Annotated in this window: 20 protein-coding genes; all 20 read left to right on the forward strand. The window is 59.6% G+C overall.

Annotated features, from left to right (window positions below):
- The first annotated feature begins 79 nt into the window (after positions 1-79).
- The 20 genes from rpsG (at position 80) to rplF (ending at position 12,342) form a co-directional block, all read left to right on the forward strand.
- Entirely contained in the window at positions 80-550 is a 471-nt protein-coding gene (gene rpsG, locus ACOJB8_RS28090; RefSeq protein WP_006053291.1) for a 30S ribosomal protein S7, read from the forward strand.
- Positions 551-698: 148 nt separating this feature from the next.
- The gene (gene fusA, locus ACOJB8_RS28095; RefSeq protein ID WP_069269330.1) at positions 699-2,801 is read left to right on the forward strand and encodes an elongation factor G; all 2,103 of its coding nucleotides are present in this window, start codon (positions 699-701) and stop codon (positions 2,799-2,801) included.
- Between the two features lie 95 nt (positions 2,802-2,896).
- Positions 2,897-4,087 carry an elongation factor Tu gene (gene tuf, locus ACOJB8_RS28100; RefSeq protein ID WP_028371383.1) on the forward strand — a complete coding sequence of 397 codons (1,191 nt, stop codon included), beginning with the start codon at positions 2,897-2,899 and terminating at the stop codon, positions 4,085-4,087.
- A gap of 137 nt (positions 4,088-4,224) precedes the next feature.
- Positions 4,225-4,536, forward strand: a complete 312-nt coding sequence (gene rpsJ / locus ACOJB8_RS28105) for a 30S ribosomal protein S10 (RefSeq protein ID WP_017777154.1) — start codon at positions 4,225-4,227, stop codon at positions 4,534-4,536.
- Between the two features lie 200 nt (positions 4,537-4,736).
- The gene (gene rplC, locus ACOJB8_RS28110; RefSeq protein ID WP_052406167.1) at positions 4,737-5,396 is read left to right on the forward strand and encodes a 50S ribosomal protein L3; all 660 of its coding nucleotides are present in this window, start codon (positions 4,737-4,739) and stop codon (positions 5,394-5,396) included.
- Positions 5,396-6,016, forward strand: a complete 621-nt coding sequence (gene rplD / locus ACOJB8_RS28115) for a 50S ribosomal protein L4 (protein ID WP_028206512.1) — start codon at positions 5,396-5,398, stop codon at positions 6,014-6,016. The genes rplC and rplD overlap by 1 nt, the downstream gene beginning before the upstream one ends.
- Positions 6,013-6,327 carry a 50S ribosomal protein L23 gene (gene rplW, locus ACOJB8_RS28120; RefSeq protein ID WP_028206513.1) on the forward strand — a complete coding sequence of 105 codons (315 nt, stop codon included), beginning with the start codon at positions 6,013-6,015 and terminating at the stop codon, positions 6,325-6,327. The genes rplD and rplW overlap by 4 nt, the downstream gene beginning before the upstream one ends.
- A gap of 2 nt (positions 6,328-6,329) precedes the next feature.
- Positions 6,330-7,157, forward strand: coding sequence for a 50S ribosomal protein L2 (rplB, locus tag ACOJB8_RS28125; protein ID WP_069268211.1), 828 nt, complete (start codon positions 6,330-6,332; stop codon positions 7,155-7,157).
- A 10-nt stretch (positions 7,158-7,167) separates the two neighbouring features.
- Positions 7,168-7,443, forward strand: coding sequence for a 30S ribosomal protein S19 (rpsS, locus tag ACOJB8_RS28130; RefSeq protein WP_027797286.1), 276 nt, complete (start codon positions 7,168-7,170; stop codon positions 7,441-7,443).
- 12 nt (positions 7,444-7,455) lie between these two features.
- Complete coding sequence (gene rplV, locus ACOJB8_RS28135; protein WP_004199272.1) at positions 7,456-7,785, forward strand: 50S ribosomal protein L22; 330 nt, start codon at positions 7,456-7,458, stop codon at positions 7,783-7,785.
- A gap of 11 nt (positions 7,786-7,796) precedes the next feature.
- On the forward strand, positions 7,797-8,588 hold the full coding sequence (rpsC, locus tag ACOJB8_RS28140) for a 30S ribosomal protein S3 (protein WP_027797287.1): 792 nt from the start codon (positions 7,797-7,799) through the stop codon (positions 8,586-8,588).
- A 2-nt stretch (positions 8,589-8,590) separates the two neighbouring features.
- Positions 8,591-9,007: a 50S ribosomal protein L16 gene (rplP, locus tag ACOJB8_RS28145; protein ID WP_027797288.1), complete on the forward strand. Its 417-nt coding sequence runs from the start codon at positions 8,591-8,593 to the stop codon at positions 9,005-9,007.
- Between the two features lie 10 nt (positions 9,008-9,017).
- Entirely contained in the window at positions 9,018-9,212 is a 195-nt protein-coding gene (gene rpmC, locus ACOJB8_RS28150; protein ID WP_028206515.1) for a 50S ribosomal protein L29, read from the forward strand.
- Positions 9,209-9,481 carry a 30S ribosomal protein S17 gene (gene rpsQ, locus ACOJB8_RS28155; RefSeq protein WP_028206516.1) on the forward strand — a complete coding sequence of 91 codons (273 nt, stop codon included), beginning with the start codon at positions 9,209-9,211 and terminating at the stop codon, positions 9,479-9,481. The genes rpmC and rpsQ overlap by 4 nt, the downstream gene beginning before the upstream one ends.
- Positions 9,482-9,827: 346 nt before the next feature.
- Positions 9,828-10,196, forward strand: a complete 369-nt coding sequence (rplN, locus tag ACOJB8_RS28160) for a 50S ribosomal protein L14 (RefSeq protein ID WP_028206517.1) — start codon at positions 9,828-9,830, stop codon at positions 10,194-10,196.
- Positions 10,197-10,205: 9 nt separating this feature from the next.
- Positions 10,206-10,514 carry a 50S ribosomal protein L24 gene (gene rplX / locus ACOJB8_RS28165; RefSeq protein ID WP_069268212.1) on the forward strand — a complete coding sequence of 103 codons (309 nt, stop codon included), beginning with the start codon at positions 10,206-10,208 and terminating at the stop codon, positions 10,512-10,514.
- 16 nt (positions 10,515-10,530) lie between these two features.
- Positions 10,531-11,070, forward strand: a complete 540-nt coding sequence (gene rplE / locus ACOJB8_RS28170; RefSeq protein WP_069268213.1) for a 50S ribosomal protein L5 — start codon at positions 10,531-10,533, stop codon at positions 11,068-11,070.
- 7 nt (positions 11,071-11,077) lie between these two features.
- Positions 11,078-11,383 carry a 30S ribosomal protein S14 gene (gene rpsN, locus ACOJB8_RS28175; RefSeq protein ID WP_069268214.1) on the forward strand — a complete coding sequence of 102 codons (306 nt, stop codon included), beginning with the start codon at positions 11,078-11,080 and terminating at the stop codon, positions 11,381-11,383.
- A 14-nt stretch (positions 11,384-11,397) separates the two neighbouring features.
- Positions 11,398-11,793: a 30S ribosomal protein S8 gene (gene rpsH / locus ACOJB8_RS28180; RefSeq protein ID WP_069268215.1), complete on the forward strand. Its 396-nt coding sequence runs from the start codon at positions 11,398-11,400 to the stop codon at positions 11,791-11,793.
- Positions 11,794-11,811: 18 nt separating this feature from the next.
- On the forward strand, positions 11,812-12,342 hold the full coding sequence (gene rplF, locus ACOJB8_RS28185) for a 50S ribosomal protein L6 (protein ID WP_069268216.1): 531 nt from the start codon (positions 11,812-11,814) through the stop codon (positions 12,340-12,342).
- Positions 12,343-12,345 lie beyond the last annotated feature (3 nt).

The following is a 12,345-nucleotide window of genomic DNA, read 5'->3' on the forward strand; positions in this document are numbered from 1 at the left end:
TGGATGAATCGGGTTAGTTGGTGGCCGCGGAGCGCAAGGTATGAACCCGCGCTTCAACTGAAAAGTTAAAGGAAGAAACATGCCGCGTCGTCGCGAAGTCCCCAAGCGGGAAGTGTTGCCGGATCCGAAGTTCGGCAACGTTGATGTAGCCAAGTTCATGAACGTGCTGATGCTCTCCGGCAAGAAATCGGTTGCCGAGCGTATCGTGTACGGCGCTTTCGAACAGATCCAGACCAAGGGTGGCAAGGACCCGCTGGAAGTGTTCACTGTCGCGCTCAACAACGTGAAGCCGGTGGTGGAAGTGAAGAGCCGCCGCGTTGGTGGTGCGAACTATCAGGTTCCGGTCGAAGTGCGCCCCTCGCGTCGTATGGCATTGGCGATGCGTTGGCTGCGTGAAGCCGCGAAGAAGCGCAGCGAGAAGTCGATGGCCCTGCGTCTGGCAGGTGAACTCTCCGAAGCGGCCGAAGGCCGTGGCGGCGCGATGAAGAAGCGCGACGAAGTTCACCGGATGGCAGAAGCGAACAAGGCGTTCTCGCACTTCCGCTTCTAAGAGAAAACCCCTACCGGGGTTTGCTCAAAAAACGGAAAAAATTCCGGGCGGGTGCGCTTATCGAGCGCCTCGCCCGTTTGTGTTCAGGCGCGTTGGGATCAACCCGGTCGGGATCGATCCGGCGCGCACCTCCCGATAGAGGATCAAAGTGGCTCGCAAGACTCCTATCGAGCGCTACCGTAACATCGGTATTAGCGCTCACATCGACGCCGGCAAGACGACGACGACCGAGCGCATTCTGTTTTACACCGGCGTGAACCACAAGATTGGTGAAGTTCACGACGGCGCCGCGACCATGGACTGGATGGAGCAGGAACAGGAGCGTGGCATCACGATCACGTCCGCTGCTACGACCGCGTTCTGGAAGGGCATGGGCGGCAACTACCCCGAGCACCGCATCAACATCATCGACACCCCGGGCCACGTCGACTTCACGATTGAAGTCGAGCGCTCGATGCGCGTGCTCGACGGCGCGTGCATGGTCTACTGCGCAGTGGGCGGCGTGCAGCCGCAGTCGGAAACGGTGTGGCGTCAGGCGAACAAGTACAAGGTTCCCCGTCTCGCGTTCGTCAACAAGATGGACCGTACCGGCGCGAACTTCTTCAAGGTCTACGACCAGCTGAAGAACCGCCTGAAGGCAAACCCGGTTCCGGTCGTGGTGCCGATCGGCGCTGAAGAAAACTTCAAGGGCGTCGTCGACCTCCTGAAGATGAAGGCGATCATTTGGGACGAGGCCTCGCAAGGCACGAAGTTCGACTACGTCGACATCCCGGCCGAACTCGTTGATACGTGCAACGAGTGGCGCGAAAAGATGATCGAGTCGGCTGCTGAAGCCAGCGAAGAGCTGATGGAAAAGTACCTCGGCGGCGAAGAGCTGACCGAAGCGGAAATCGTCAAGGCGATCCGCGACCGGACCATCGCTTGCGAAATCCAGCCGATGCTGTGCGGCACCGCGTTCAAGAACAAGGGCGTGCAGCGTATGCTCGACGCCGTGATCGACTTCCTGCCGTCGCCGGTGGACATTCCCCCGGTCACGGGCGAACTCGAAAACGGCGAGAAGGCAGAGCGCCGCGCATCCGACGACGAGAAGTTCTCGGCACTCGCGTTCAAGATCATGACCGACCCGTTCGTCGGCCAGCTGATCTTCTTCCGCGCGTACTCGGGCGTCGTCAACTCGGGTGACACCGTGCTGAACTCGACCAAGGGCAAGAAGGAACGCCTCGGCCGTATTCTGCAGATGCACGCGAACAACCGCGAAGAAATCAAGGAAGTTCGTGCAGGCGACATCGCTGCAGCCGTTGGCCTGAAGGAAGCAACCACGGGCGACACGCTGTGCGACCCGGCGAACCCGATCATCCTGGAGCGCATGGTGTTCCCGGAGCCGGTGATTTCGCAGGCCGTCGAGCCGAAGACCAAGGCTGACCAGGAAAAGATGGGCCTCGCCCTGAACCGCCTGGCGCAGGAAGACCCGTCGTTCCGCGTCCAGACGGACGAGGAATCGGGCCAGACCATCATTTCGGGTATGGGCGAGCTCCACCTCGAAATTCTGGTCGATCGCATGAAGCGCGAATTCAACGTGGAAGCGACCGTCGGCAAGCCGCAGGTTGCATACCGCGAAACGATCCGCGCTACGGCGAAGGACGTCGAAGGCAAGTTCGTCAAGCAGTCGGGCGGTCGCGGCCAGTTCGGTCACGCTGTCATCACGCTTGAGCCGAACGAGCAGGGCAAGGGCTACGAGTTCCTGGACGAGATCAAGGGCGGTGTGATTCCGCGCGAATTCATCCCGGCGGTGGACAAGGGTATCCAGGAAACGCTGAAGGCTGGCGTGCTGGCGGGCTTCCCGGTCGTCGACGTGAAGGTTCACCTGACGTTCGGTTCGTACCACGACGTTGACTCGAACGAAAACGCGTTCCGCATGGCCGGCTCGATGGCCTTCAAGGAAGCAATGCGCAAGGCAAGCCCGGTCATCCTCGAACCGATGATGGCTGTGGAAGTCGAAACGCCGGAAGACTACATGGGCAACGTGATGGGCGACCTGTCGAGCCGTCGCGGTATCGTCCAGGGCATGGAAGACATGGTTGGCGGCGGCAAGATCGTTCGCGCCGAAGTGCCGCTGTCGGAAATGTTCGGCTATTCGACGTCGCTGCGCTCGCTGTCGCAAGGCCGCGCAACGTACACGATGGAATTCAAGCACTACGCAGAAGCACCGCGTAACGTGGCCGACGCGATCATCAGCGCGAAGGCGAAGTAAGCATCGGCATTCAGTTGACCATGCGGCGAACCAGGCATGGGTCTGGTTCGCATCGCTCAGTCACCGATTCACCACTTTTTTGAAAGAAGAGAAACATGGCAAAAGGTAAATTCGAACGGACCAAGCCGCACGTGAACGTGGGCACGATCGGTCACGTTGACCACGGCAAGACCACGCTGACGGCAGCGATCACGACGGTTCTGACCGCCAAGTTCGGCGGCGAAGCGAAGGCGTACGACCAGATCGACGCAGCGCCGGAAGAAAAGGCGCGTGGCATTACCATCAACACCGCGCACGTCGAGTACGAAACGGCTAACCGCCACTACGCACACGTCGACTGCCCGGGCCACGCTGACTACGTGAAGAACATGATCACGGGCGCGGCACAGATGGACGGCGCGATCCTGGTGTGCTCGGCCGCTGACGGCCCGATGCCGCAAACGCGTGAGCACATCCTGCTCGCCCGTCAGGTTGGCGTGCCTTACATCATCGTGTTCCTGAACAAGTGCGACATGGTCGACGACGCCGAGCTGCTCGAGCTGGTCGAAATGGAAGTGCGCGAGCTCCTGTCGAAGTACGACTTCCCGGGCGACGACACGCCGATCATCAAGGGTTCGGCCAAGCTGGCGCTGGAAGGCGACAAGGGCGAACTGGGTGAAGTGGCGATCATGAACCTGGCCGACGCACTGGACACGTACATCCCGACGCCGGAGCGTGCCGTTGACGGCGCGTTCCTGATGCCGGTGGAAGACGTGTTCTCGATCTCGGGTCGCGGCACGGTGGTGACGGGTCGCGTCGAGCGCGGCATCGTCAAGGTCGGCGAGGAAATCGAAATCGTCGGTATCAAGCCGACGGTGAAGACGACCTGCACGGGCGTGGAAATGTTCCGCAAGCTGCTCGACCAGGGTCAGGCAGGCGACAACGTGGGTATCCTGCTGCGCGGCACGAAGCGTGAAGACGTGGAGCGTGGCCAGGTGCTGGCCAAGCCGGGCTCGATCACGCCGCACACGCACTTCACGGCTGAAGTGTACGTGCTGAGCAAGGACGAAGGCGGCCGTCACACGCCGTTCTTCAACAACTACCGTCCGCAGTTCTACTTCCGTACGACGGACGTGACGGGCTCGATCGAGCTGCCGAAGGACAAGGAAATGGTCATGCCGGGCGACAACGTGTCGATCACGGTGAAGCTGATCGCTCCGATCGCGATGGAAGAAGGTCTGCGCTTCGCAATCCGCGAAGGTGGCCGTACCGTCGGTGCCGGCGTGGTTGCAAAGATCATCGAGTAAATCGGGTAGAATACCCGGCTTGCTGTAGAAGTTGATGTACCCAGGGACCACCTCGCGGCGCCTTGCCGCGGGGTGGTCCTGCGCTCTTTATATCGTCTGGCGGCGCAAGTCCGCCTCGCTCTTTTCAAGGAATCATCATGCAGAACCAAAAAATCCGTATCCGCCTGAAGGCTTTCGACTACCGCCTGATCGACCAGTCGGCTGCTGAAATCGTCGACACGGCGAAGCGTACGGGTGCAATCGTTCGTGGCCCGGTGCCGCTGCCCACGCGTATCCAGCGTTTCGACATCCTGCGTTCGCCGCACGTCAACAAGACGTCGCGCGATCAGCTCGAAATCCGCACGCACCTGCGCCTGATGGACATCGTCGACCCGACGGACAAGACCGTTGACGCGCTGATGAAGCTGGACCTCCCGGCTGGCGTGGACGTCGAAATCAAGCTGCAGTAAGAGCCTCCAGCGTCGCCAGAATCTTCGGGGGGCGCTAAGTCTTTGATTGCTTGCGGAAAACGAGAAAGGACGTTATACTTGACGTCTTTTCGCGCGTTTGCGCAAAAAATCGGTGTGTCCCCTTCGAGCCTTTACCTCGAAAACATGCCGGTACTTTGTAAATTAGCCCCGACCAATCGCAGTCGGGAATGGAGAAAACGATGAGCCTTGGACTCGTAGGTCGCAAGGTTGGCATGACCCGTATCTTCACGGCCGAAGGGGATTCGATTCCCGTGACCGTGCTGGACGTGTCCGACAACCGCGTGACGCAGATCAAGACTGTTGAAACCGACGGCTACACGGCCGTGCAGGTTGCTTTCGGTACTCGCCGCGCATCGCGCGTGACGAAGCCGCTCGCAGGTCATCTCGCCAAAGCTGGCGTTCAAGCCGGTGAAATCCTCAAGGAATTCCAGATCGACGCCGCTAAGGCCGCCGAACTGTCCGCTGGCGCCGTGATCGGTGTGGAACTCTTCGAAGAAGGCCAGAAGATCGACGTGCAAGGCACCTCGATCGGTAAGGGCTACGCCGGTACCATCAAGCGTTACAACTTCGCTTCGGGTCGTGCTTCGCACGGTAACTCGCGCTCGCACAATGTGCCGGGCTCGATCGGTATGGCGCAGGATCCGGGTCGCGTGTTCCCGGGTAAGCGCATGACCGGTCACATGGGTGACGAAACCGTGACGGTGCAAAACCTCGAAATCGCCCGTATCGACGCAGAGCGCAAGCTGCTGCTGGTCAAGGGTGCCGTGCCGGGTGCAAAGGGCGGCAAGGTTTTCGTGACGCCCGCCGTCAAGGCGCGCGCCAAGAAAGGAGCGCAATAATGGAACTGAAGCTCCTGAACGCTAATGGTCAGGAAGGCGCAGCTGTTAACGCGTCGGACGTCGTGTTCGGCCGTGACTACAACGAAGCGCTGATCCACCAGATCGTTATCGCCTACCAGGCGAACGCGCGCAGCGGCAACCGCGCGCAGAAGGACCGCGAACAGGTCAAGCACACCACCAAGAAGCCGTGGCGTCAGAAGGGTACGGGCCGCGCTCGTGCCGGTATGTCGTCGAGCCCGCTGTGGCGTGGCGGTGGTCGCATCTTCCCGAATTCGCCGGAAGAAAACTTCTCGCACAAGGTCAACAAGAAGATGCATCGCGCAGGCCTCTGCTCGATCTTCTCGCAGCTGGCCCGCGAAGGCCGCATCTCGGTCGTCGAAGAGCTCTCGCTCGAAGCGCCGAAGACGAAGCTGCTGGCCGAAAAGTTCAAGGCCATGGGTCTCGAATCCGTGCTGGTCATCACCGACACGGTCGACGAGAACCTGTATCTCGCGTCGCGCAACCTGCCCCACGTGGCAGTCGTTGAGCCGCGTTTTGCCGACCCGCTCTCGCTGATCTACTTCAAGAAGATCCTGATCACGAAGGCAGCGGTCGCCCAGATCGAGGAGTTGCTGTCATGAGCGAGATTCGCAAGAACGATCATCGTTTGATGCAGGTCCTGCTCGCACCGGTGATCTCCGAAAAGGCGACGCTGGTTGCGGAGAAGAACGAACAAGTCGTCTTCGAAGTCGCGCCGGACGCGAACAAGCAGGAAGTCAAGGCTGCTGTCGAGCTGCTGTTCAAGGTGGAAGTCGAGTCCGTCAACGTGCTGGTCCAGAAGGGCAAAGCCAAGCGCTTTGGCCGCTTCAACGGCAAGCGCAAGGACGTGAAGAAGGCGTATGTCTGCCTGAAGCCCGGCCAGGAAATCAACTTTGAAGCGGAGGCCAAGTAATCATGGCAATCGTGAAAGTTAAGCCGACCTCGCCGGGTCGCCGCGCGATGGTCAAGATCGTCAACAAGGACCTCCATAAGGGCGCGCCGTTCGCGGCACTGCTCGAAAAGAAGTCCTCGACGGCCGGCCGTAACAACAACGGTCGCATCACGACGCGTCACCAGGGTGGCGGTCACAAGCAGCACTACCGTGTGATCGATTTCCGTCGTACGAAGGATGGCATCCCCGCGAAGGTGGAGCGTCTCGAGTATGACCCGAACCGTAGCGCGAACATTGCGCTGGTTCTTTACGCAGACGGCGAGCGCCGCTACATCATCGCGCCGAAGGGCGTGACGGTTGGCACGCAGCTGATGTCGGGTTCGGAAGCGCCGATCCGTGCAGGCAACACGCTGCCGATCCGCAACATTCCGGTCGGTACGACGATCCACTGCATCGAAATGCTGCCGGGCAAGGGCGCGCAAATGGCGCGTTCGGCTGGCACGTCGGCAATGCTGCTGGCACGTGAAGGCGTCTACGCGCAGGTTCGTCTGCGTTCGGGCGAAATCCGCCGCGTGCACGTTGAATGCCGCGCAACGATCGGTGAAGTCGGCAACGAAGAGCACAGCCTCCGTCAAATCGGTAAGGCTGGCGCGAACCGCTGGCGCGGTATCCGCCCGACGGTCCGTGGCGTTGCAATGAACCCGGTCGACCACCCGCACGGTGGTGGCGAAGGCAAGACTGCGGCTGGTCGCGACCCGGTGAGCCCGTGGGGCACGCCGACGAAGGGCTATCGCACCCGCAGCAACAAGCGCACGACGAGCATGATCGTCCAGCGCCGTCACAAGCGTTAAGGAGTAGGCAATGGCACGTTCTATTAAGAAAGGTCCGTTCTGCGACGCCCATTTGCTGAAGAAGGTTGAGGCGGCTGCAGCTACGCGCGACAAGAAACCGATCAAGACCTGGTCGCGTCGTTCGACGATCCTGCCGGACTTCATCGGTCTGACGATTGCCGTGCACAACGGCCGTCAACACGTTCCGGTGTATGTCACGGAAAACATGGTCGGCCACAAGCTTGGCGAGTTCGCATTGACCCGTACGTTCAAGGGTCACGCGGCCGACAAGAAGGCCAAGAAATAAGGGGCAATCAAGATGGAAGTGAAGGCAATTCATCGCGGTGCCCGCATCTCGGCGCAGAAGACGCGCCTTGTGGCTGACCAGATCCGCGGTCTGCCGGTCGACAAGGCACTGAACGTTCTGACGTTCTCGCCGAAGAAAGCGGCTGGCATCGTGAAAAAGGTTGTGCTCTCGGCGATCGCAAACGCGGAACACAACGAAGGTGCTGACATCGACGAGCTCAAGATCAAGAGCATTTACGTCGACAAGGCAGCTTCGCTGAAGCGTTTCACCGCGCGCGCCAAGGGCCGCGGCAACCGCATCGAGAAGCAATCCTGTCACATCACTGTGACGGTCGGGAATTAAGGAGCCATACGATGGGACAGAAAATTCATCCGACTGGCTTCCGTTTGGCCGTCAGCCGCAATTGGGCTTCGCGTTGGTACGCGAACAACAACAATTTCGCGGCGATGTTGAAGGAAGACATCGGTGTTCGTGAATACCTGAAGAAGAAGCTGAAGAACGCTTCGGTGGGCCGTGTTGTGATCGAGCGTCCGGCAAAGAACGCTCGCATCACGATTTACAGCTCGCGTCCGGGTGTGGTGATCGGCAAGAAGGGCGAGGACATCGAACTCCTCAAGGCCGAACTCCAGAAGCGCATGGGCGTTCCGGTTCACGTGAACATCGAAGAAATCCGCAAGCCGGAAACCGATGCTCAACTGATCGCCGATTCGATCACGCAGCAGCTCGAGCGCCGCATCATGTTCCGTCGCGCAATGAAGCGCGCGATGCAGAACGCGATGCGTCTGGGTGCCCAGGGCATCAAGATCATGAGCGCCGGCCGTCTGAACGGTATCGAAATCGCACGTACCGAGTGGTACCGCGAAGGTCGAGTGCCGCTTCACACGCTGCGTGCTGACATCGACTACGCAACCTCGGAAGCGAAGACGACGTACGGCATCATCGGCGTGAAGGTTTGGGTCTACAAGGGCGACACGCTCGGCCGCAACGACGCACCGGTGGTGGAAGAAGTCGCCGAAGAAAAGCGTCCGCGCCGCAACGCGCGTCCGGGCGATCGTCGTCCGCGCCGTGATGGCGAAGGCGCACCGGGTGCCCGTCGTGGCGCACCGCGCCGTGGCGCCGGCGGTGACGGCAAGAGTGGAGAATAACGATGCTGCAACCGAAACGCAGGAAGTATCGCAAAGAGCAGAAGGGTCGTAACACCGGCGTCGCAACGCGCGGCAACGCAGTTTCGTTCGGTGAATACGGTCTGAAGGCTATCGGTCGTGGTCGCCTGACCGCGCGTCAGATTGAAGCAGCACGTCGTGCAATGACGCGTCACATCAAGCGTGGCGGCCGCATCTGGATCCGTATCTTCCCGGACAAGCCGATCTCGCAAAAGCCGGCGGAAGTGCGTATGGGTAACGGTAAGGGTAACCCTGAGTACTACGTCGCCGAGATTCAGCCGGGCAAGATGCTGTATGAAATGGATGGTGTGTCCGAAGAACTGGCCCGTGAAGCCTTCCGTCTGGCTGCAGCCAAGCTGCCGCTGAAGACGGTCTTCATGGTTCGCCAGCTCGGCGCCTAAGGAGTGATTGATGAAGGCATCTGAACTTCTTCAGAAAGACAAGGCCGCGCTCGACAAAGAGCTGTCGGACCTCTTGAAGGCGCAATTCGGCCTGCGCATGCAACTCGCGACCCAGCAGCTCACCAACACGAGCCAGCTGAAGAAGGTTCGTCGCGACATCGCACGTGTGCGGACCGTCCTGACTCAGAAGGCGAACCAGAAATGAACGAAAGCGTGAAAACCTCGCTTAAGCGGACGCTGGTCGGCAAAGTCGTCAGCAACAAGATGGACAAGACGGTCACCGTCCTGGTCGAGCGCCGCGTCAAGCACCCGATCTACGGCAAGTACGTTGTGCAGTCGAAGAAGTACCACGCGCACGACGAAGCGAACACGTACAACGAGGGTGACCTCGTTGAAATCCAGGAGACCCGTCCTCTCTCGAAGACGAAGGCCTGGACCGTGTCGAAGCTGATCGAAGCAGCACGCGTCATCTAAAAGTGACGCAACACCCCGGGGAGCCATTTCCCGGGGTGTAGAAGTAATTGAAATCGCTGAAGATTTCGCTTGCTAGACCAAGATTATCGAGTTATAGTCTTGGTCTTCCCTGCTTATGGGTTTGCTGTTGGCAAAGCAGCAGGCGGATGTAGGTGGGGAAGCAGATTCGGGCGCCAGTCCGGGTTAGCAAGATTCACCGGAATGCGATGGCCGGTTTCGTTTGCCGTCGCTGCTGTTCTTACCCAAGCAGCTGAGCGGTCGTTCTAGTGGCGGCGCGGCTGACGGGACCAAGACTGACCGGATGTGCCATGGTGGCGCGACCGGATTAAGTTGGGAAAGATAAACCATGATCCAGACCGAAACTCGGCTTGAAGTAGCCGACAACACGGGTGCACGCGAAGTTCTGTGCATCAAGGTGCTCGGCGGCTCGAAGCGTCGTTATGCCAGCATTGGCGACATCATCAAGGTGAGCGTCAAGGAAGCAACGCCGCGCGGGCGCGTGAAAAAGGGCGAAATCTACAACGCTGTTGTGGTTCGCACTGCGAAGGGCGTGCGCCGTCAAGACGGCTCGCTGATCAAGTTCGATGGCAACGCCGCCGTGCTTTTGAATACCAAGCTTGAGCCGATCGGCACCCGTATCTTCGGGCCGGTTACGCGTGAGCTGCGTAGCGAACGATTCATGAAGATCGTTTCGCTGGCGCCGGAAGTGCTGTAAGGAGCCGCGATGAACAAGATTCGCAAGGGTGACGAAGTTATCGTCGTTACCGGCAAAGACAAGGGCAAGCGCGGCGTCGTGCTGGCCATCGGCGAAGAGCGCGTCACTGTCGAAGGCATCAACATCGCGAAGAAGCATGTGAAGCCGAACCCCATGAAGGGTACGACGGGTGGCGTGGAAGCCAAGGCAATGCCCCTGGCTATCTCGAACGTCGCACTGGTCGACGCGAACGGTAAGCCGTCGCGCGTGGGCATCAAGGTCGAAGGGGACAAGAAGGTTCGTTTCCTGAAGACGACCGGTGCTGTTCTGAGCGCCTGACGCTGCGGAGTAAAAAATGGCACGTTTGCAAGAATTTTATAAAGAGAAGGTCGTTCCTGGCCTGATCGAGAAGTTCGGTTACAAGTCGGTCATGGAAGTGCCGCGCCTCACCAAGATCACCCTGAACATGGGTGTTGGTGAAGCCGTCGCTGACAAGAAGGTCCTTGAGCACGCCGTTGGCGACCTCACGAAGATCGCCGGCCAGAAGCCCGTTATCACGAAGTCGCGCAAGGCAATCGCCGGCTTCAAGATTCGCGAAGGCTACCCGATCGGCACGATGGTTACGCTGCGTGGCAATGCCATGTACGAATTCCTGGACCGTTTCGTGACGGTTGCGCTGCCCCGCGTGCGCGACTTCCGTGGCGTGTCGGGCAAGGCATTCGACGGCCGTGGTAACTACAACATCGGTGTGAAAGAGCAGATCATTTTCCCCGAAATCGACTACGACAAGATCGACGCGCTGCGTGGGCTGAACATCAGCATCACGACGACCGCGAAGACCGACGAAGAAGCAAAGGCACTGCTCGCCGGCTTCAAGTTCCCGTTCAGAAACTGAGGTTACCGTGGCTAAACTGGCACTGATCGAACGTGAAAAGAAGCGCGCTCGTCTGGCAGCGAAATTCGCGCCGAAGCGCGCAGCGCTGAAGGCGATCATCGACGACCAAAGCAAGTCGGAAGAAGAGCGCTATTCGGCTCGCCTGGAACTGCAACAACTGCCCCGCAACTCGAACCCGACTCGCAAGCGTAACCGCTGCGCACTCACGGGTCGTCCGCGTGGCACGTTCCGCAAATTCGGTCTCGCACGTAACAAGATTCGTGAAATCGCGTTCCGTGGTGAGATCCCTGGCATCACCAAGGCGAGCTGGTAATAGGAGAAACATAAATGAGCATGAGTGATCCTATCGCCGATATGCTGACTCGCATCCGCAATGCGCAGATGGTCGAGAAGGTTTCGGTTGCTATGCCCTCGTCGAAAGTGAAGATTGCGATTGCGCAGGTTCTGAAGGACGAAGGTTATATCGACGACTTCGCGGTGAAGACCGAAGGTGCGAAGTCGGAATTGAACATCGCGTTGAAGTACTACGCTGGCCGTCCCGTTATCGAGCGCATCGAACGCGTCTCGAAGCCGGGTCTGCGCGTGTACCGCGGCCGCAACGAAATCCCCCAGGTCATGAACGGCCTTGGTGTGGCGATCGTTTCGACGCCGAAGGGTGTGATGACGGACCGCAAGGCGCGCGCTACTGGCGTCGGCGGCGAAGTTATCTGCTACGTCGCTTAAGGCCTAAGGAGAAGAAACATGTCTCGAGTAGGTAAGAGCCCGATCGCGCTGCAAGGCGCAGAAGCGACGCTCAGCGACGAGAAGATTACCGTCAAGGGCCCGCTGGGTACGATTTCGCAAGCTGCGAACCGCCTCGTGAAGGTGGTGAACGACAACGGTACGCTCAAGTTCGAGCCGACCGACGAAAGCCGCGAAGCCAATGCGATGTCGGGCACGATGCGCGCGATTGTCGCGAACATGGTGCAAGGCGTGACGAAGGGTTTCGAGCGCAAGCTGACGCTGGTTGGCGTTGGTTATCGTGCTCAAGCGCAAGGCGACAAGCTGAACCTGTCGCTGGGTTTCTCGCACCCGGTGGTGCACCAGATGCCGCAAGGCGTGAAGGCTGAAACCCCGTCGCAAACGGAAATCGTGATCAAGGGGATCGACAAGCAACAAGTTGGCCAGGTCGCTGCGGAAGTCCGCGGCTACCGCCCGCCGGAGCCCTATAAGGGCAAGGGTGTGCGCTACGCCAACGAGGTTGTGATCCTCAAAGAAACGAAGAAGAAGTAAGGG

Source organism: Paraburkholderia sp. BR10141, assembly GCF_056155635.1.

Bases quoted from the DNA above. Each gene is read 5' to 3' on its own strand.
- rplD (WP_028206512.1), top strand. From the start codon at position 5,396: ATGGAACTGAAGCTCCTGAACGCTAATGGTCAGGAAGGCGCAGCTGTT.
- rplF (WP_069268216.1), top strand. From the start codon at position 11,812: ATGTCTCGAGTAGGTAAGAGCCCGATCGCGCTGCAAGGCGCAGAAGCG.
- rplN (WP_028206517.1), top strand. From the start codon at position 9,828: ATGATCCAGACCGAAACTCGGCTTGAAGTAGCCGACAACACGGGTGCA.
- tuf (WP_028371383.1), top strand. From the start codon at position 2,897: ATGGCAAAAGGTAAATTCGAACGGACCAAGCCGCACGTGAACGTGGGC.
- rplB (WP_069268211.1), top strand. From the start codon at position 6,330: ATGGCAATCGTGAAAGTTAAGCCGACCTCGCCGGGTCGCCGCGCGATG.
- rplC (WP_052406167.1), top strand. From the start codon at position 4,737: ATGAGCCTTGGACTCGTAGGTCGCAAGGTTGGCATGACCCGTATCTTC.
- rplW (WP_028206513.1), top strand. From the start codon at position 6,013: ATGAGCGAGATTCGCAAGAACGATCATCGTTTGATGCAGGTCCTGCTC.
- rpsQ (WP_028206516.1), top strand. From the start codon at position 9,209: ATGAACGAAAGCGTGAAAACCTCGCTTAAGCGGACGCTGGTCGGCAAA.
- rplX (WP_069268212.1), top strand. From the start codon at position 10,206: ATGAACAAGATTCGCAAGGGTGACGAAGTTATCGTCGTTACCGGCAAA.
- rpsG (WP_006053291.1), top strand. From the start codon at position 80: ATGCCGCGTCGTCGCGAAGTCCCCAAGCGGGAAGTGTTGCCGGATCCG.
- rpsH (WP_069268215.1), top strand. From the start codon at position 11,398: ATGAGCATGAGTGATCCTATCGCCGATATGCTGACTCGCATCCGCAAT.
- rpsJ (WP_017777154.1), top strand. From the start codon at position 4,225: ATGCAGAACCAAAAAATCCGTATCCGCCTGAAGGCTTTCGACTACCGC.
- rpsC (WP_027797287.1), top strand. From the start codon at position 7,797: ATGGGACAGAAAATTCATCCGACTGGCTTCCGTTTGGCCGTCAGCCGC.
- rplP (WP_027797288.1), top strand. From the start codon at position 8,591: ATGCTGCAACCGAAACGCAGGAAGTATCGCAAAGAGCAGAAGGGTCGT.
- rplE (WP_069268213.1), top strand. From the start codon at position 10,531: ATGGCACGTTTGCAAGAATTTTATAAAGAGAAGGTCGTTCCTGGCCTG.
- rplV (WP_004199272.1), top strand. From the start codon at position 7,456: ATGGAAGTGAAGGCAATTCATCGCGGTGCCCGCATCTCGGCGCAGAAG.
- rpsS (WP_027797286.1), top strand. From the start codon at position 7,168: ATGGCACGTTCTATTAAGAAAGGTCCGTTCTGCGACGCCCATTTGCTG.
- rpmC (WP_028206515.1), top strand. From the start codon at position 9,018: ATGAAGGCATCTGAACTTCTTCAGAAAGACAAGGCCGCGCTCGACAAA.